The 19,175-nt window shown below is 57.5% G+C and carries 15 protein-coding genes; 6 read left to right on the plus strand and 9 right to left on the minus strand.

Annotation, left to right across the window (positions count from 1 at the left end):
* The first annotated feature begins 154 nt into the window (after window positions 1-154).
* Window positions 155-1,153 carry a class 1 fructose-bisphosphatase gene (gene fbp / locus D5067_RS20510; protein WP_119935783.1) on the plus strand — a complete coding sequence of 333 codons (999 nt, stop codon included), beginning with the start codon at window positions 155-157 and terminating at the stop codon, window positions 1,151-1,153.
* A 148-nt stretch (window positions 1,154-1,301) separates the two neighbouring features.
* Complete coding sequence (locus tag D5067_RS20515) at window positions 1,302-1,658, plus strand: LysR family transcriptional regulator (RefSeq protein WP_119935784.1); 357 nt, start codon at window positions 1,302-1,304, stop codon at window positions 1,656-1,658.
* On the opposite strand, the gene D5067_RS20520 is transcribed toward D5067_RS20515, so the two are convergent.
* The 5 genes from D5067_RS20520 to ytfQ form a co-directional block, all read right to left on the minus strand.
* Window positions 1,630-3,201, minus strand: coding sequence for a methyl-accepting chemotaxis protein (locus tag D5067_RS20520; RefSeq protein ID WP_119935785.1), 1,572 nt, complete (start codon window positions 3,199-3,201; stop codon window positions 1,630-1,632). The genes D5067_RS20515 and D5067_RS20520 overlap by 29 nt on opposite strands.
* An 86-nt stretch (window positions 3,202-3,287) precedes the next feature.
* Window positions 3,288-4,289: a galactofuranose ABC transporter, permease protein YjfF gene (yjfF, locus tag D5067_RS20525; RefSeq protein WP_119935786.1), complete on the minus strand. Its 1,002-nt coding sequence runs from the start codon at window positions 4,287-4,289 to the stop codon at window positions 3,288-3,290.
* Window positions 4,276-5,301, minus strand: a complete 1,026-nt coding sequence (gene ytfT, locus D5067_RS20530) for a galactofuranose ABC transporter, ATP-binding protein YtfT (RefSeq protein WP_162497934.1) — start codon at window positions 5,299-5,301, stop codon at window positions 4,276-4,278. The genes yjfF and ytfT overlap by 14 nt, the downstream gene beginning before the upstream one ends.
* A gap of 10 nt (window positions 5,302-5,311) precedes the next feature.
* Window positions 5,312-6,814 (minus strand): galactofuranose ABC transporter, ATP-binding protein YtfR, encoded by a 1,503-nt coding sequence (gene ytfR, locus D5067_RS20535; protein WP_119935788.1) that lies wholly within the window; start codon window positions 6,812-6,814, stop codon window positions 5,312-5,314.
* Between the two features lie 92 nt (window positions 6,815-6,906).
* On the minus strand, window positions 6,907-7,863 hold the full coding sequence (gene ytfQ, locus D5067_RS20540; RefSeq protein ID WP_119935789.1) for a galactofuranose ABC transporter substrate-binding protein YtfQ: 957 nt from the start codon (window positions 7,861-7,863) through the stop codon (window positions 6,907-6,909).
* A gap of 309 nt (window positions 7,864-8,172) precedes the next feature.
* On the opposite strand from ytfQ, the gene ppa reads away from it, so the two are divergent.
* On the plus strand, window positions 8,173-8,703 hold the full coding sequence (gene ppa / locus D5067_RS20545) for an inorganic diphosphatase (protein WP_119935790.1): 531 nt from the start codon (window positions 8,173-8,175) through the stop codon (window positions 8,701-8,703).
* A gap of 154 nt (window positions 8,704-8,857) precedes the next feature.
* On the opposite strand, the gene D5067_RS20550 is transcribed toward ppa, so the two are convergent.
* From D5067_RS20550 to tamA, 3 genes are read right to left on the minus strand one after another with little or no spacing between them, the layout of a single operon-like run.
* Window positions 8,858-9,202, minus strand: a complete 345-nt coding sequence (locus D5067_RS20550) for a gamma-glutamylcyclotransferase family protein (RefSeq protein WP_119935791.1) — start codon at window positions 9,200-9,202, stop codon at window positions 8,858-8,860.
* Between the two features lie 2 nt (window positions 9,203-9,204).
* Window positions 9,205-12,981 carry an autotransporter assembly complex protein TamB gene (gene tamB / locus D5067_RS20555; protein WP_119935792.1) on the minus strand — a complete coding sequence of 1,259 codons (3,777 nt, stop codon included), beginning with the start codon at window positions 12,979-12,981 and terminating at the stop codon, window positions 9,205-9,207.
* The gene (gene tamA, locus D5067_RS20560) at window positions 12,978-14,711 is read right to left on the minus strand and encodes an autotransporter assembly complex protein TamA (RefSeq protein WP_119935793.1); all 1,734 of its coding nucleotides are present in this window, start codon (window positions 14,709-14,711) and stop codon (window positions 12,978-12,980) included. Before tamA ends, tamB begins: the two co-directional genes overlap by 4 nt.
* Before the next feature lie 224 nt (window positions 14,712-14,935).
* On the opposite strand from tamA, the gene msrA reads away from it, so the two are divergent.
* Window positions 14,936-15,577, plus strand: a complete 642-nt coding sequence (gene msrA, locus D5067_RS20565) for a peptide-methionine (S)-S-oxide reductase MsrA (RefSeq protein WP_119935794.1) — start codon at window positions 14,936-14,938, stop codon at window positions 15,575-15,577.
* Here the strand turns inward: msrA and D5067_RS20570 are convergent, their stop codons facing one another.
* Window positions 15,578-16,636 (minus strand): LacI family DNA-binding transcriptional regulator, encoded by a 1,059-nt coding sequence (locus D5067_RS20570; protein ID WP_119935795.1) that lies wholly within the window; start codon window positions 16,634-16,636, stop codon window positions 15,578-15,580.
* Between the two features lie 192 nt (window positions 16,637-16,828).
* Here D5067_RS20570 and D5067_RS20575 point away from each other — a divergent pair, with 192 nt between their 5' ends.
* Entirely contained in the window at window positions 16,829-17,980 is a 1,152-nt protein-coding gene (locus tag D5067_RS20575; protein ID WP_119935796.1) for a Gfo/Idh/MocA family protein, read from the plus strand.
* A 16-nt stretch (window positions 17,981-17,996) separates the two neighbouring features.
* Window positions 17,997-19,175 carry a Gfo/Idh/MocA family protein gene (locus tag D5067_RS20580; RefSeq protein ID WP_119935797.1) on the plus strand — a complete coding sequence of 393 codons (1,179 nt, stop codon included), beginning with the start codon at window positions 17,997-17,999 and terminating at the stop codon, window positions 19,173-19,175.

Raw genomic sequence — 19,175 nt, forward strand, 5'->3', positions numbered from 1 at the left:
CGCACATTTTACTCACATGTCAGCGGGTGTGAAACGCATTTCAGGAAATTCCGTATCCTGCTGGCGCGATTCACCTCTGCGCTAATATTTGAATGTTTGTTAAGATTGTTGGACATCAACCGCTTTACTCAACATAAGATGCAGGGAAAGTGTTATGAAAACGTTAGGTGAATTTATTGTCGAAAAGCAGCACGAGTTCTCTCATGCTACCGGTGAGCTCACTGCTTTGCTGTCGGCAATAAAGCTGGGCGCTAAGATCATCCACCGCGATATCAACAAGGCCGGTCTGGTCGATATCCTGGGTGCCAGCGGTGCCGAGAACGTTCAGGGTGAGGTTCAGCAAAAACTCGACCTGTTCGCCAATGAAAAACTGAAAGCTGCACTGCGCGCGCGCGACATCGTTGCGGGTATCGCCTCTGAAGAAGAAGATGAAATCGTCGTTTTCGAAGGGTGTGAACACGCAAAATACGTTGTTCTGATGGACCCTCTCGATGGCTCCTCCAACATCGACGTGAACGTCTCTGTTGGCACCATTTTCTCTATTTACCGCCGCGTCACGCCGGTAGGTACGCCGGTCACTGAGGAAGATTTCCTCCAGCCGGGCAGCCAGCAGGTTGCTGCGGGATACGTCGTGTATGGCTCCTCGACCATGCTGGTCTATACCACCGGCTGCGGCGTTCACGCCTTTACCTACGACCCGTCACTGGGCGTGTTCTGCCTGAGCCAGGAGCGCATGCGCTTCCCGGAGAAGGGCAACACCTACTCCATCAACGAAGGCAACTACATCCGATTCCCGAACGGCGTGAAGAAGTACATCAAGTTCTGTCAGGAAGAGGATAAAGCCACCCAGCGCCCGTACACCTCGCGCTACATCGGCTCTCTGGTGGCGGATTTCCACCGCAACCTGCTGAAGGGCGGCATCTACCTCTACCCAAGCACCGCCAGCCACCCGGACGGGAAGCTGCGCCTGCTGTACGAGTGCAACCCGATGGCGTTCCTGGCCGAACAGGCTGGCGGCAAGGCGAGCGACGGTAAAGACCGTATTCTGGATATCGTGCCGGAAAGCCTGCACCAGCGTCGTTCGTTCTTCGTGGGCAACGACCATATGGTTGAAGACGTTGAACGCATGATCCGCGAATTCCCTGACGCATAACGACCTTCCCGGGGGAGCCAGCCCGGCTCCCCACTCATTTATATATTTTACCGTATAAGTGTTTATAAAAAACGCGCTTTAATATTCACCACCGCTCCTGCATTATTTCCATAACAGTTTGACAAATATTTCGCGGAGCATAATTGCGATGAAAAACTTTTCTCGTGCCAATACCGGTATTGATTTAAATCTTATCCCCGTTTTTATTGAAGTGGTTCGCTGCGGCAGTATGGCGAAAGCCTCCGTTCGCCTTGAGATGTCGCGACCGGCGGTCAGCCTGGCGTTAAAACGCTTTAACCAGCAGTTTGAAGAACCCTTATTTTTCCGCAAAGGTTTATATCTTGAGCCAACGGAAAAAGCCCTGGCGCTAACAAGCTCGCTGGAATTATTAATCGGTGATATTCACGATAATATTGGTGAGATGAATTCTGTGAAAAATAATTCCCTGGGGCAGCCTGCACCAGGGAATAATATTACTATGCTGCAGTCTGAGCCGTCAGCTTAAATGACGCCATCGCTTCCATCAGCTCGCGCGACTGTTCCTCCAGCGAGCGCGTGGCCGCGGAGGATTGCTGTACCAGCGCCGCATTTTGCTGCGCGGTCTCGTCCATCTGATTGACGGCGATATTGACCTGCTCAATGCCGCGACTCTGTTCCTGAGACGCGGTTGCAATTTCACGCATCAGCCTGGTCATGCGCAGCACTTCAGTGGCGATCTCGTCCATTGTCTCACCGGCCTGCTGCGCCAGCTCGCTCCCCTCATTGACGTGGGTTTGCGAATCGCTGATAAGCGAGCGGATCTCTTTTGCGGCATCGGCGCTGCGGCTGGCCAGGTTACGCACCTCGCCTGCGACAACCGCGAATCCGCGCCCCTGCTCGCCCGCGCGCGCCGCTTCAACCGAGGCGTTGAGCGCCAGAATGTTGGTCTGGAACGCAATACCGTCGATGACGCTCAGGATGTCGGCGATGCGCGCCGAGCTGCCGGAGATATCGCGCATTTTCTCAATCACGTAGCAGACCATTTCGCTCCCGTGATCCGCGGTATCGGACACCGATTTCGCCAGCTGGTGCGCCTGCTCGGCATTATCCGCGTTCAGCTTCACCGTGGCGGTGATCTCTTCCATGCTGGCCGCCGTCTGTTCCAGCGAGGTTGCCGTGGATTCAGTACGCTGGGCCAGGTTCACGTTACCGGCCGTCAGCTCGCGGCTGCCGGTATCAATTTGCGAGCTGGCGTCGCGCACCCGCAGTACCGAGCCCATCAGCGACTGACGCATCTCTTCAATGGCGGCATTCAGGCGGTTGAACTCCTGGCTCGCAGGGGCGTTCAACGTGTGGGTTAAATCGCCGGCGGCCACGTGCTCCAGCTGCGAGATGGAGGCTGACAGGGGTTTAAGCAGCATATGGCGCAGCACCAGCCAGGCGAGCACGATAATGCCTGCCGTCAGCAGCGCCGCAACAATAATCAGGATCAGCACCCGGGTTTTACTCGCCTGCACGGCGCTCACTTCCGCCTTACCGCGCGCTTCGCTCCACCTCTGAAACGCCTGCATATCGTTATCAAACCGCTTCGCCACCGGGATCAGCGTATTCTCCAGCAGATCGTAATAGCCGTCCGCGCTTTGCTCGTTAAGGGCTTTCAGCATCGGGTTGATCCCCTGCTGATTATACGCGGTGAGGCTGGCGGCAACGTTCTCCAGCAGTTTCTGCCCCTCTTCATCCGCAACGCCGCCGTCGATAACGCCTTTCAGCGTTTTTTGCGCCTGCGCGACCTCCTGGTTGATGGATTTCACCGATTTAGCGGCATCGTCCAGCATGCCAATTTCCATCATTCGCACGGCCTGGCCCGCCTCATTGCGCGCGCGCAGGATCAGCGTATAGCCAGAATTGAGCCGCACCATTTGCTCACCCTGAAGGTGGTTGATGCGCTGGAGTGAAGAAGAACTCTGTGTGAGAGCATAAATACCAATGCCGCTGACAATCAGCAGCAGAAGGGTCATAACGGCCAGTAAAGAGAGCAAGCCGGTACGAATCGATAGCGTTTTCAGCATGATGTTATTTCCGGTAGCGAGATATTTCTTGGCGTAAAAGAAGAGTATCGGCCGCTACCGGAAAATGTTTATACAATTTCAGTGTGTTATGGCTTTGTTGTCGACACGCTCACGCGTGTAACAGGCGAGCTTTGGCGGTTCTCCCAGAGCACCGTCAGCCCGCGCTGCAGCGCGATAAAGATAAACAGCAGGACGCCGATGGCGATCTTCGTCCACCATGAGCTGAGCGTGCCGTCGAAGTTGATGTAGGTCTGAATCAGCCCCTGGATCGCCACGCCGAACAGCGTGCCCAGCACCGTCCCCACGCCGCCGCTGAGCAGCGTGCCGCCAATCACCACCGAGGCAATGGCATCCAGCTCCACGCCCACGCCCGCCAGCGCATAGCCCGCCTGGGTGTAAACCGAAAACACGATACCCGCCAGTGTGGCCAGCCCGGTCGAGAGCATGTAAATGCGGATAGTTGTGCTGCGGGTCGAAATGCCCATCAGGTTCGCCGAGGTGGCGCTGCCGCCGATGGCGTAGACCTGATTACCAAACCGGGTGCGGTGCGCCAGGAAGATCCCAATCACCACGACGCCCAGCATCAGCAGCCCCATCGCGCTCAGGCGACCGCCGCCGGGGATTTTCCACGCCAGGCTGGAGAGCGTGTCGTAAATCGGGTGGTTAATCGGAATCGACTCTTCCGACACCAGATAGCTCACGCCGCGCAGGAAGAACATTCCGGCGAGGGTGATGATAAAGGCGGGGATTTTTAATGCGTCTATCAGCAGCCCCATAAAGGCGCCAAACGCGCAGCCCATCACCAGCACCAGCGGGAAGGCGAGCAGCGGCGAGATGCCCCAGAAGCCAATTGCCTTGGCGAGGAACACGCCGGTAAAGGCAATCACCGAGCCCACGGAGAGGTCAATCCCGCCGGAGAGGATCACAAAGGTCATGCCGACGGCGATGATGCCTAAAAAGGCGTTGTCGGTCAGGATGTTGCAAATCACGCGCGTGGAGGCGAAACCGGGGAACTGGGTCAGGCAGTACAGGTAGCCCAGTACAAACACGCCCAGCGTGATCGTTAACGGTAAGTTACGTTTTATCATGGCCACGGATCCCTTTAATGATGCTAACAAAGCGCGGCGACTGAACGATCAGCACGCAGAGCACGACCACCGCCTTCACCACCTGGTTGAGTTCCGGCTGGAAGCCCGAGAGCAGAATGCCGGTGTTCATCCCCTGAATAATCAGGGCGCCCACCACAGAGAGCAGCAGGTTAAAGCGCCCGCCCATCAGCGAACCGCCGCCGATCACCACCGCCAGGATGGCGTCTAACTCCAGCCATAACCCGGCGTTGTTGGCATCGGCCCCGCGAATATCCGCCGCAACGATCACGCCTGCAATCGCTGCGCAAACGCCGCTCAGCACGTAGGTCAGCATAACCATGAGCCGGGTATTGACCCCGGCGTTGCGCGCGGCGCGGATGTTGATCCCCACCGCTTCAATAAACATCCCGAGCGCCGTTTTACGGGTAAAGAGCCAAAAGACAACCAGCGTCATCAGGGCAATGATCACCGGCGTCGGGAAAAAGAACAGCCTGCCGCTGCCGAGCCACGCCAGGCCAGGGGAGTTAAACGTGACAATCTGCCCCGACGTGATCAGCTGCGCCACGCCTCGCCCGGCCACCATCAGAATCAGCGTGGCGACAAACGGCTGGATCTTGAGAACCGCCACCAGAATGCCGTTCCACAGCCCGGCCAGCACGCCGGAGCCCAGCGCGGCCAGCAGCACGACGGGCAGGCTGTGCCCGGCGACGGTCATCGAGGCGGCCGTCGCGCCGGCAATAGCCATCACTGCGCCCACTGAAAGGTCAATGCCGCCGGTGGCAATCACCAGCGTCATGCCTATCGCCAGCAGCGCCACGGGGGCGGCACGGTTTAAGATGTCTATCGGGCTGCCAAACAGGCGGCCATCCTGCACGATAATCTGGAAGAAGTGCGGCGCAACCAGGCTATCCACCAGCAGAACCAGCAGCAGCGCGATGATTTGCGGCGTACCGGTCGGCCATCTGAAGCGGCGCTTTGACTCGCCGGTTTGCAAAAGTGAACGGGGCATCACGATTAACTCCTTATGCCGCGATGGCATTCATGATTGCCGGAACGGAAAGCTTGTCCAGCGGGATCTCAGCCACCTGTTTGCGATCGCGCATGATGATGACGCGGTCGGCGTAGCCCACCAGCTCCTCCAGCTCGGACGAAATCACCAGCAGCGCCAGCCCGTCGGCGCAAAGCGTTTCGATCAGGCGGATGATTTCGGCGTGCGCGCCTACGTCAATGCCCCGCGTCGGCTCGTCGAGGATAAGGAACTGCGGTTTGGTCAGCAGCCAGCGCGACAGCAGCACCTTCTGCTGGTTGCCGCCGGAGAGGAACTCAATCGGCTGTTCCGCGCTCGGCGTGCGGATACCGAGCTGGCGGATAAAGCGCTCGGCAATGGCGTTCTGCTCTTTGCGGGGTATCGGCCGTAGCCAGCCGCGCTGGGCCTGCAGCGCCAGAATGATATTTTCCCGCACGGAGGCCGCGGCAATGATGCCGTCGGTTTTCCTGTCTTCCGGGCAGAAGCCAACCCCGAGACACGAGGCCTGGTGCGGCGATCGCAGCGCTTGCGGTTTGCCTTTGATCAGCGCGCTGCCGCTGTCCGCCGGCTTGATCCCGAAGATCACCTCGGCGGTTTCGGTACGCCCTGAGCCTAGCAGGCCCGCCAGCCCGACGATCTCACCGGGGCGAACCTCAAGGCTGAACGGGGCGATGATCCCTTTTTTGCCGTAGTCGCTGAACGCGGCGACCGGTTTATCGCTCAACAGCGTGCGGCCTGCGCGCTGGAGCGCGTTGGTCTCGAGCTCACGACCGAGCATCATTTTAACCAGCTCAATCTGCGGCAGCTCGCGGGTTTCGCGGCAGCCGACAAAGCTGCCGTTACGCAGCACCGTGATGCGATCGCTCACTTCATAGACCTGATCGAGGAAGTGGGTAACGAAGATCAGGCTGACCCCCCGATCGCGCAGCTGGCGCATCAGGGTGAACAGCATCTCCACTTCCTGAGTATCGAGACTGGCGGTGGGTTCATCGAGGATGAGTACCTTCGCTGAGAGGTCGATGGCGCGACAGATGGCGACAATTTGCTGCATCGCCACGGAAAAGCGGTTCAGCGGTTCGCGGACGTCGAGGGAGAAGCCGTACGATTCCATCAGCGTTGTCGCCCGCGCTTCCATCTCTTTGCGGCGCAGCAGGCCAAAGCGCCGTGGCTCGCGGCCAATAAACAGGTTATCCGCCACCGACATGTTCGGCAGCAGGTTCACTTCCTGGTAAACGGTCCCGATCCCCAGCTGTTGGGCATGGGCCGTGTTTTTTGGCGAAATGGCGTTGCCTTCCAGCCAGATGGTGCCGCGATCGGCGTGATAGACGCCGGTCAGGGCTTTAATCAGCGTCGATTTCCCCGCGCCGTTCTCACCCAGCAGCGCCATGATCTCGCCGCGGCGCAGGCTGAAGTCAACGTTATCCAGCGCTTTTACGCCGGGAAAAAATTTGCTTAAGCCCTCTGTGCGGAGGATTTCCTGGTGTTGTTCTGCGGTCATGGTTCCCCCTCACCCTGCCTCTCTCCCCGGAGGGGAGAGGGGATAGTATCGTAGGCCGGGTAAGCGCAGCGCCACCCGGCAATTACACGGGCTTAGTAGCCCATATTTTTCTTCTTCTCTAACTCTTCTTTCGCGGTATCCGGCAGATAGAGCGTGGATTTGGTGACCGTCACTTTCTCTGGCATGGTGCCGTCTTTCTTGAATTTCTCCAGCGCGTCAAATGCCGGGCCGGCCATATTTGGCGTCAGCTCGACGCTGGCATTCGCTTCACCGTCGATCATCGCTTTGTAGATATCAGGCACGCCGTCGATAGAGCCGGTGAGGATATCTTTGCCCGGCTTCAGGCCCGCCTCTTTGATGGCCTGGATGGCGCCGATTACCATGTCGTCGTTGTGGGCGTAAACCATGCAGATGTTCTTGCCGTTGTTTTCAGCCTTGATAAAGCTCTCCATGACCTCTTTGCCCTTACTGCGGGTAAAGTCGCCGGACTGGGAGCGGATAATCTTGATGTTTGGCGCTTTGGCGATAGCCTCAGCGAAGCCTTTCTTACGGTCGATAGCCACGCTCGCGCCGACGGTCCCCTGCAGCTCAACGACGTTACACGGCTTGCCGTCGACCTGTTTTATCAGCCAGTCGCCAATCAGCTGGCCTTCAAGCACGTTATTGGCGGTGACGGTGGTCATATAGAGAGATTTGTCTTTTACATCAATGGAACGATCGAGCAGGAAGACCGGAATTTCAGCGTCTTTCGCTTCCTTCAGCACCGGTTCCCAGCCCGTAGCCACGACGGGCGCAATGAAGATGGCATCCACGCCCTGGGCGATAAAGGAGCGTACCGCCTTGATCTGGTTCTCCTGTTTTTGCTGGCCATCGGCGATTTTCAGCGTGATGCCGCGTTTTTCGGCCTCGCTTTTCGCAACGCTGGTCTCAGCCGCGCGCCAGCCCGATTCAGAGCCGACCTGTGAAAAACCTACGGTTAAAGGTGCGGCCATCGCCATAGACGACATGGCTGCCGAAACTGCTGTGACAAGAAGTAAGCGCTTCCACATATGAACGTCCTCGTAGGGGTGTTTATTATTGGTTAAAAGGTGTTCTGCGAAATGACTATAGCCAATGAAATATGTAACGAATTGCGTTACATCACACTTCAGAAAAGTGAATGAAACGTTAATCACAAGTTTGTAATCGCTTTCATTTTCGCATTTAAAATGCAGCTGAGTTTATGGATTATCCTGTCATGGAATCGGTCTGAAAAGTGGGGCGAACGAGGAGAGAAGGCGAAAACAGGCAGAGACATTAAGCGCCAGTTGGCTATAATACCTGCCACTTGTTTACCATCCAATTTAAAGGACACAGACATGAGCTTACTCAACGTCCCTGCGGGTAAAGAACTGCCAGAAGACATCTACGTTGTTATCGAAATCCCGGCTAACGCAGATCCAATCAAATACGAAGTGGACAAAGATAGCGGTGCCCTGTTCGTAGACCGTTTCATGTCTACCGCAATGTTCTATCCGTGCAACTACGGCTACATCAACCACACCCTGTCTCTGGACGGTGACCCGGTTGACGTACTGGTCCCAACGCCATACCCGCTGGAGCCAGGCTCAGTTATTCGCTGCCGTCCAGTTGGCGTGCTGAAAATGACCGACGAATCCGGTGAAGATGCGAAGCTGGTTGCGGTACCGCACACCAAGCTGAGCAAAGAGTACGATCACATCAAAGATGTGAACGACCTGCCAGAGCTGCTGAAAGCGCAGATCACTCACTTCTTCGAGCACTACAAAGACCTCGAAAAAGGCAAGTGGGTTAAAGTTGACGGCTGGGACAACGCTGAAGCTGCGAAAGCAGAAATCATCGCGTCCTTCGAGCGTGCTGCTAAGAAGTAATGCTCACAGCTGTTCATGAAGGCCCCGCGAGTCGGGGCTTTTTTGTGGCTGGTGAGTTTTGCCCGGCGGCGCTACGCGTGCACGGGCCTACAGTGAATATGTAGGCAAAAGGCGCAAAAAAAACAACGCCACCTTTCGGTGGCGTTGTCGTTTATCAGTACTGGTCTCTGTCTAACCAGTTACCGCTTTCAATCCGCGTTAACCCTTCAACCGAACGCTGGTACACATACATCCATGCACTGCCGTACGGCGTCTGGATCAACTGACGTGCGTATTCACCGCCCCTGGTGCGCAAGGCATCCAGTTCGGCAAGCGTGGCATTATCAATACGATAAACTTCACCCTGTACCGTTCCTTCGCCCGGAACCGCGCCTGGATAGTGGCCCAGACTGTACAACTGGTAGTTCTCAATATTGTAATTACCCATTAACTGGGCGTTGGTCATCCAGTGACTGTTGCCCTGCTTCGTGCGTAAACTACCGTAGACAAATATTCGCATTGCTAGAACTCAAACTGATAGAGCACATCGAGCGCCTGATCTATGCCAGACACCGCTTCCAGATATAGCTTAGGCATCAGGCGATAGCGTAGCGTGAGTGTGGCTAATGAGTCAAAGATCCCCACGCCATATTTTACCTGCAGACCCGGCAGTACATAGCCGCTGACTACCACCTGCGAGGAGTCACCCACGCCCTGGGTATCCAGCGCCAGATTGCTTACGCCGAACGTCTCGCCGATTTTACCCACAACCTGCCCACTTTGTGCAACCCCCAGGCCAACTAACATTGACGTCATTGCCGCACTGTCGCTTTGACCACTCTCCAGCCCCTGCCCGCGCAGCAGGTACGATAATGCTTCCTGCTGCGACATCGCCGGGTCGGAGAAGATCTCCGCCTTCGGTTCGTCGGCAGAGCCGGTCACGCGAACGCCCGCAATCACGTCGTTTTCGGTCGCCTCCGGGTTACGAATGGCCTCGATATTCAACAACGGCTGATCAGGTGGGCCAGAGAACAGCAGTTCACCTTTACGCACAATCAGATCCTGACCGTAGGCGTGGAAGCGCCCCTCTGGAATATTGATTTGTCCGTTCAGGCCAAGCCCCTGTTTATCCTGCGCCACTTTAAGATCGCCCGTGAGCCTCGCCTTCAGCCCAAACGCATCCAACCGCACGTTATTCCCCACGTGTACGATTAGATTACTATTAATCGGTATGCCGGCGCTCTTCTGTTCGACAGGTTTAAGATTTTCATCCAGTAAAACTTCATCGCTGGAGACGCCGACGGCGCTTTCCGGCACGTCGTGGACCACGATGCGCGCCCAAGGCACGTCGACGCGCCCGTCAAGGGTAAACAGGCTTGGCGTGGCCTCAAAGACCACGTCCGGCGAGACGTCCAGCCGCACCATAGGCGGAACGGTGATACGGACCCGGCTGCCCTTCGCCGCCACGCGGGCGCGCCAGTTATCAAGCTGGCTCCAGTCGGCATCGCCGCTGAGGTTGATTTCCCCCTGCTGCGTACGTACGACACCGGCGAGCGTTGAGCTTCTGCCGTTGAAGTTCATCGCAATCTGGCTTGGCTGCATATCAAACGGCATAAAGTTTCCGTCAATATCAAGGCCGTTCAGCTGCATCTGTCCGAACAGCTGCGGGCTTTGCGCATCGCCGGCCAGGCGCAGGTTAGCGCTGAGCATGCCCTCTGCTTTTTCCCCGCGGGAGAAAATCGGGTTCACCATCGCCAGGTTGACGTTGCGGATATTCACGCTGCCGCCCAGATTGCGCCGACCTTGCGGGTCGGTAATCTGCACCTGCCCGTCAAGCTGACCGTTATTGGTCAGGCGGATCAGCCACCCCAGCTCGGCGCGGTTGTTATGCAGGTCCGCGCTCAGGTTCAGGGTGTCAAACGCCAGCGGAAGCGGCGCGTCGTTGACGTCCTGCGTCACCTTTACGTTACGCCCGGAAAGCGTCACGCTGCCCTGCGGCAGCCCCTCTTTGGTGGTGTCCCATGACACATCCGCCTTACCGCTGAAGACGCCGCTGGCCTGGGTTGTTTCCGGCATAAACGGCTTCAGCATCGCCAGATCGAAGCGGTTGAGGTTGATCTGCGCACGCCCTTCCGCCCCCGCATCGATAGTCTGCGGTACGCAAAGCTCGGCATTGGGGTTTGTCCAGCAGTGCGGCCCAATGCTGATTTTCTGCTCGGCGTTGCGGTAGTCCAGCGCAATAGAACGCGACAGCGCCAGCGGCCCTACCGGCGTGCTGAAGCGGGTATTATCCAGCGTGCCTCTCCAGCGCTCTTCCTTGCGGTCGAAGCTGCCCTTCAGGTGGAGCTGCCCGGAGACCGGCTCACCCTGCACGCGCAGCTGGAGGTCGTGCTGCTTCTCGTTACCTTTGGCCTCCAGCGTCACCAGACTGAGGTTCACATCCGGCTGGGAGATGCGCTCTACGCGCAGGTTCAGGTTCCCGCCGATCTGATCGGTAGATTTTACATCCCCCTGAACGCGCACGCGGGCGACGGAGAGTTCCTGCCAGCGCAGATTGTTGGCGGTAATATCCGCCAGCAGCTGAGGCGCCTCAACCGTGCCGCGCACCTTCACTAAGCCTTTCGCGGTGCCGCCAAGCCCCGGCAGGGCATTGTCCAGATTCGGCGCATCGATGGTGGCATCCAGCTCGAGATCCTTCACCCCCAGCTCGCCTTTGATATCCGCCGTGTTGCGGCCCAGCGCCACGTGCAGACCCGGGATCACCCACTGGAGATAGCTGTTGCCCTTGAGGGAGCCTTCAACGTTAACCTTGTTCTGCTTCACGTTACCGGCGAGCTTGATTTCCGGGACGTCCATCTGCCACGTGCCGCCGTACAGGCTGCCCCGCGTCTTGATCAGGCCGTCAAGTTTAGACGGCCAGTCCGGCACCTCTTTGGCGGTGTTGATGCCCGTAAGCTTGAGCTCCCCGCGCCAGCTGATCGCCTGCTGCCAGTCGAGCAGCGCGGTCAGTTCGGTTTTTCCTTCCAGCGCCGCGACGGTCAGCTTATCGAGGTTAACCTGCTGTTCATTGCCTTTGGCATCAAGGGTGATTGTCGCGGGCGGAACGCCCTGCCCCTTCACCGCCGTGCGGAACGACAGCGTGTAGTCGGTCATCTTGCCGCTCAGCTTCAGCTTCAGGTCATCGGCCTGGAACTGCTTCTCGCCGGTGAACGGCCAGTACAGCTGCTGGCTGACTATCTCCAGGTTGATCGGCAGTCCGGCTTCCGCCAGCTGGGTTTGTCCGCGCAGCACCATATCCACCGGGCCGGAGAGGTTCACGCCGAACTCCAGCTTCTCGCGCAGGGCACCGCCGACCTTCAGCTTCACCTTCTCGCCCTTGAGCGGGTCGATGTTGAGCGCGCTGTTGAGGGTAATATTCACCGGCCAGTTGTCGCGCAGCAACGCGTTCCCCGACGCGTTAACCGAGCCTTGATTCGTGTCGATATCCAGCGCGTCGAGCTTCATGTTGCCGTCGATGCTGCTGACCTTAAGCAGCATGTTGTAGACCGTCAGGTCGGTATCGCCCGTCAGGCGCAGCTGCTCGCCCTTGAACTCCTCAATATTGAGGTTCAGCGGCAGATGCACGTCCGTCATCTCGGGTAATACGGGCTTAGAGAAGAGATCCTTTAACGTTTCGCCCAGCGGTTTTTCGTCCGGCTGCGGGTTCTGGATCTTCGGCTCGACGATCTCTTCCTGCGCCACGTCGGCGACTTTAGGCAATGCAATCAGCAGCCCCTGAAGCGAGGTGGGCGTCAGGGTGAGGTTTTTCTCCTGCCAGCGCAGGCCGGAGGTGAAGTCCATCACCGACACGGTGGTGTCGTCGATTTTGATATTGACGTTATCCAGCGCCACGCGATAGAGCGCGATCGGGTACGGCGTAGAGAGGTTCAGCGGGCCGCTATCCTCTTCTTTAACTGGCGCTGTCTTCGGCATTTTTTTCGAATCAATCGCCACGTTGACATCTTTTAGCGACAGATCGTTTACGCACAGCCTGCTGTCCCGCAGGCAGCCCAGCTTCACCGCCAGATGAAACTCACCCGCGTTCACCGCCACGCCAGGCTGTTCGTAGCGAATATTCTTCAGGCGCAGATCGCGCCAGCCGCCGGTCACCTGGCCAATTTCCAGCCCCGGCACCCAGCGGTTTGCCGCGTTAAACAGCAGGTGCAGGCCGGTCGTCGTGCCGACCAGAAACGCCACCGTACCGAGCAACAGCACGATAAAAATCAGCACCCCGAGGCTTATCTTCTTCCATAAACTCATAATTCAGGCCCCAGACCGATGTAAAACTGTAATCCGTGTTCGTCTTTGTCGCCCACCGGAACGGCGAAATCGAGCTTGATTGGCCCGACCGGGGACTGCCAGCGCACGCCAACGCCTGCGCCGGTTTTGAAATCGCTGCGACGGATATCGTTCACCGCCTCACCGCCGTCCATAAACATCGCGCCCCACCACTTGCCGCTGACGTTGTACTGGTACTCCAGCGAGCCGGTCGCCAGCTTGGACGCCCCGGTCAGCTGGCCTTTCTCATTTTCAGGCGAGATGGATTTGAACTTATACCCGCGAATGCTGCGGTCGCCCCCGGCGAAGAAACGCAGGTCCGGTGGAACGCGCTCGAAATCACCGGTCTCGATCCAGCCGAGGTTGCCGCGCATCACAAAGCGGTGTTTGTCATACAGCGTACGGATCCAGACGTTTTGCGCCTGCACCACGGAGAAATCCACGTCAGAGCCCCAGGCGGAGTTGGAGTAGTCAATGGAGTAACGCTGCGAATCTCCCCAGGTGGGCATCAGGCCGCCGCGCGAGCGGGTACGGCTGATCATCACCCCGGGATAGAGCAGCATAGTGGTGTTGGTGACGTTTGCCTGAGTAAAGTGGTCGAGGCTCCAGCGCAGGTTAATGGCGCGCTGCCAGCCGCTGGAGAGGTCCCAGAAACGGGAGACCGCGAGCGTGGTGGAATCCTGCTCGGTGTCGTTCAAATCGGTGCGCTTAAAGCCGCCCTGCAGCAGGTAATACTGCTCAAGCGGGTTTTTCAGCAGCGGCATTTTGTAACTGAAATCAAGCTGCTGTTCCGGCGCGGAGATGCTCGCGCTGGTCGTCAGGCTGTGGCCGTAGGAGTTTATCCACGGTTTTTTCCACGTCGCCCTGACGCGCGGGCCGACGTCGGTGGAGTATCCCCCGCCGAGCTCAATCGTATTCTCGGTGCGCGGCGAAACCACGCCGTGCAGCGGCAATACCTTGGTTTTACGTGCCTTATCAAACTCCGGTGCAACAACGACCGAGTTAAACCAGCCGGTTGCCGACAGGCGGCGGTTGAGCTCGCCCAGGTCGCTCGACTGGTAATAATCGCCTTTTTTAAACGGTACCAGGTTTTGCAGGTACTCTTCGCGGATTTGCGACCCTTCAAAGGTCACATCGCCGAAGCGATAGCGCTCCCCGCTGTCAAAATCGATATCCCAGAAGGCCTGACGCCGCTCAACCGCCACGCCCAGCTGGCTTTTGTTGAACTGGCTGTCGAAGTAGCCTTTACGCAACGAAACGTTGGTGAGCGATCTTTTGAAGCGGTCGTAGTCACCGTGGTTCAGCACCGTGCCGACTTTAGGCCGCGCGCTGAGCAGGTCCAGATAATCGCGATCCGTACGCGCACCGCCGCGCAGCACCACGTCGGTGCCGCCAATCAATACCGGTTCGCCCGCCGAGACGCGGGCAATCAACACCTGCCGCCCCTTGGCCGGAGGCGGACGTAAATCAAAATCGATGGTGGGTTCGTAGTAACCCAGCGCTTTCAGCCCTTCGCGGATCGCATCGTCCACGCGCGCGCGAAAACGCCGGTCCGGCGTGACTTCATCACTCTGGATCGTCGACAGCTGCGCGCGCACGTTTTTTTCCAGCGCCCCGGATAACCCCTCAACCTGCAAACGGACATTCGCCGCGCTGGCAATCCCGCTTGTCAGCAATAGGCTGACTAGACATAACTGGCGGATTTTTGTCACGTTTTCTCCTGAATATCCCTGTTTCCACCCTGGAAGCAAATGAAGTGCCGCTCCGCGGCGCAATACGGCCTGTTAGCCAAAAACCCAATTCGCGGGTTGAAAAAGGGTGTAACACCCAAATATTTCTTATGATTAAATCTAGACTCATTCAGCGCATTTATTGTGTTCAATTAAACGCGTCGTGACAACCTTAACTGAAACATCGCTACCCCGGAGGCCCCACCGTGAGTTTATTCGACAAAAAGCATCTGGTTTCACAAGCCGATGCGTTACCGGGACGCAACACCCCTATGCCAGTGGCGACGTTACACGCCGTAAACAGCCATTCAATGACAAACGTTCCTGATGGAATGGAGATTGCGCTGTTCGCGATGGGCTGCTTCTGGGGCGTCGAGCGCCTCTACTGGCAGCTGCCGGGCGTTTACAGCACTGCAGCGGGCTACACCGGCGGCTACACGCCGAACCCAACGTACCGTGAAGTCTGTTCCGGCGACACCGGCCACGCTGAAGCCGTTCGCGTGGTCTATGACCCGGCCATCATCAGCTACGAACAGCTGCTGCAGGTCTTCTGGGAGAATCACGACCCGGCGCAGGGCATGCGTCAGGGTAATGACCACGGCACGCAGTACCGCTCTGCGATCTATCCCCTCACCCCCGAGCAGGATGCTGCCGCCCGCGCCAGCCTTGAACGTTTCCAGAAAGCCATGCGTGACGCTGGCGACACGCGTGACGTGACAACGGAAATCGCCACCGCAAAGCCGTTTTACTATGCCGAAGACGACCACCAGCAGTATCTGCATAAAAACCCGTATGGCTACTGCGGTATCGGTGGCATCGGCGTGTGCCTGCCGCCACAGCTGGCCTGATTACTGGTCTAGCGCCACGCGAGCCGCGTGGCGCGTGGCGTTACTGACCGAACCATAATCCATCACCTTTCCCTGCAGCAGCAGATTATAAACCGGTGCCTGCGGCCTGTTGAGCCGCGTTTGCAGCAAATGAACGGCTTCGATCCCCAGATCGCGGCAGGGCACCGTTATCCCCGTGACCGGTTTTTCCAGCCGGTGCGCTAAATTCCACGCAAAATCGGTCGTGATGATGGAGATATCTTCCGGTACACGCAGCCCGTGGCGCTGTAGCGCCCTGAGCACGCCCTCCGTCATGCTAGTGCTGTTGGGAAAAATCACCTCCGGCCACTGGGTTTTGTCATGACGTAACAGCCACTCATCCAGCGCGCGCTCGGCTTCTTCGGCGGTAAACCACTCCGTTACCAGCAAATCACGCTGCGCATCAAACGCGACGTGAAAATGACGGTACGCTTCCTTGATGCCGTCCAGGCGAGCATAAAGCGTATCCCTGCGCAGGCAGGTCAGCGTCAGCACCCGTCGATGCCCCTGCTCGAAAAGATATTGCATGGTGGTAAAGCCAATTGCGCGGTGATCGGGCGATACAGAATCCAGCACGCGATCGCGGTCGACAGAATTAATTAATACACAGGGTTTATTGAGCGTGCTGGCCAGTTTAAATATGGTTGAATCATCCGTGCCAATAATAATTATCGCGTTAATATTTTTATGGCTGGCCTTCTCGAGAAATAATTTTACATCGGCGTGCTGTTCTTCTAATCCGCAATAGCTGACCCACACATTATGCGGTGCGCTGGCTTCGGCAATTCCCCGGGTCACTTCAAGGTAAAAAATATCACCGCGCCCCTGAAACGTTCTTTCCGGGGCAAAAACAGCGATACCGTTAATAAGCAGTCGTCCACTCGCCATTGATTCAAGTACACCTAATTCCCGCGCGGAGCGGACTATCGCCTCTCGGGCCTTATCGCTGGTGTAAGACTTGCCGCTTAACACTCGCGAAACGGTACTGACGGAATAGCCCGTCAGGGAGGCGATTTGCTCCATTTTTAACTTGCCCGCCATAGTGTGACCTCGCTCTCAATCAGTTTTTGCAAATATTTGCAGAAACAGCACATTGATTTTAAAACGAAATTTCAAAATGATTGGAGTTTACTTATTGACCTTGCGAGTATTCTCACAAAAACACATTGTCGTCGCACCTGACCTTTCCTATTTTCCGGTCATCACTCTTTTTGACTGAAATTAAGGTGTGACATGGAGAAGGTACGTTTTGGCATTATTGGTATAGGTAATATCGGTACGGTCCACGCCCGCTATTTACTGGCGGGAACCGTCAGCGACGCCTGCCTGAGTGCGGTTTGCGATAATGCGACCGAGAAGCACTCGGCCATACGCCAGCTGGTGGGCACCATCCCGCTGTTTAGCGACGCGCAGGAAATGCTCCAGAGCGGGCTTATCGATGCGGTCATTGTCGCCACTCCGCATTACGAACATCCGCGCCTGTCGATGCTGGCGATGCGCAACGGCATTCATACGCTGTGCGAGAAACCAGCCGGTGTGTATACGGCTCAGGTGCAGGAGATGAACGCCTGCGCGCACGAGTGCGGCGTGGTGTTCGGCATGATGTACAACCAGCGCCCTAACCCGCTGTATCAAAAAGTGAAAGATCTGATCGCCAGCGGCGAGCTGGGTGAGATCCGCCGCTCAAACTGGATCATCACCAGCTGGTACCGCTCGCAGAGTTACTACAACTCCGGCGGCTGGCGCGCCACCTGGAAAGGGGAAGGCGGCGGCGTATTGCTCAACCAGGATCCGCATCAGCTCGATCTCTGGCAGTGGCTGGTAGGTATGCCGGTGAGGCTGCGCGCGTTTTGCCAGTTTGGTAAGCATCGCGACATCGAAGTGGAAGACGAGGTCACCGCCTACGCTGAATACGCCAACGGCGCCACCGGCGTGTTCATCACTACCGTTGCCGAAACACCGGGGACCAACCGCCTTGAGATCGTGGGCGATCGGGGAAAAGTCGTCGTCGAGGAGGGGAAGCTGCGCTACTGGCGGCTGCGCGAGTCGGAAACGGCGTTTAACGCCCGCTGGCAGAACGGCTTTGGTGAACCGGAATGCTGGGAAGTGAGCGTTCCTGTCGCCGCGGAATGTAGCGAACATTACGTCATTACCCGCAACTTCTGTGCCGCCATCCTGCGCGGCGAAACGCTGATTGCACCGGGTCTGGAAGGCATTCGCGGGCTGACGCTCTCCAATGCGATGCACCTCTCCACCTGGACGGACGACTGGGTTGAGCTGCCGCTCAACGAGAAACAGTATCTGCGCCTGCTCCAGCAGCGTATCAACACCTCAGCAGACAAAGAGGCCGCCAGCGTCACGCTGGATGCGTCTGGCAGCTGGTAACCCGGGAGAATCATCGATGTTAAATGTCGCTATCGTGGGAACAGGGAATATCTCGCATAACCATATTCAGGGCTATTTGCAGTTTGGCCAGCGCTGCCGAATTGTCGCGCTGGTGGATATCTACCCCGAAAAAGCCGAAGAGAAAAAGGCACGCTACGGTCTGACGGAGGCGCGTGTATATGCAAGCCACCGGCTGATGCTGGAATCAGAACGCAACCTCGATATTGTCGATGTCTGCACGCCGCCCTACGTACATGCAGAAATCACCATCGACGCGCTTCGCGCCGGCTGCCACGTGCTGTGCGAAAAACCGATGGCCTCGTCGCTTGAGGAGTGCGACGCGATGATTGCCGCACAAAAAGCCAGCGGAAAAACGCTCTCTATCATCGCCCAGAACCGCTTTACCGACGCCTTCTGGCGCTTAAAAGCGGCGCTAGATTCCGGCCTCGCGGGCAAAATCTGCCATGCGCAGGTGGATTCCTTCTGGTGGCGCGGACACAGCTACTACGATCTCTGGTGGCGCGGCACCTGGGAAAAAGAGGGCGGCGGCTGCACGCTAAACCATGCGGTACACCATATCGACGCCATTCAGTGGATGCTTGGCTTCCCGTCCGAAGTGGTGGCGATGATGACCAACGCGGCCCACGACAACGCCGAAGTAGAGGACCTCAGCGCGGCCATTTTCAAATACTCCAGCGGCGCGCTTACCCAGCTTACCGCCTCGGTTGTGCATCACGGCGAGGATCAGAAAATCATCATTCAGGGCGACAAAGCGCGTATTTCCGCGCCGTGGCAGGCCTGCGCCTGCGTGAGTGCTGATAACGGCTTCCCGCGGGACACCAACGACCTGCCGCGAGAAGCGCAGCTTAACGCCATCGTTCAGGAGACGCCGAAGCTCACGTGGACGCTTCACACCGGGCAGATTAACGACCTGCTCCAGGGCATTGAGCGCGGTACGGCCCCGCTGGTGGACGGCGTGCAGGGCAAGCGCTCCCTGGAATTGATTACCGCAATTTATAAGTCAGCCATTACCCGCAGCGTTGTCACCCTGCCAATCGGCCGCGACGATCCGTTTTACCGTACCGGCGGGACCAACGCCCTCGCCCCCCGTTTTTATGAAAAATCCGCTAGCGTCGCCAACTTCAGCGAAGTGGGCGCTATCCCTTTGGGCAAAGATTTGGATCGAGGAGTCTAA

It is taken from the genome of Enterobacter huaxiensis (assembly GCF_003594935.2).
Taxonomy (GTDB): Bacteria; Pseudomonadota; Gammaproteobacteria; order Enterobacterales; family Enterobacteriaceae; genus Enterobacter; species Enterobacter huaxiensis.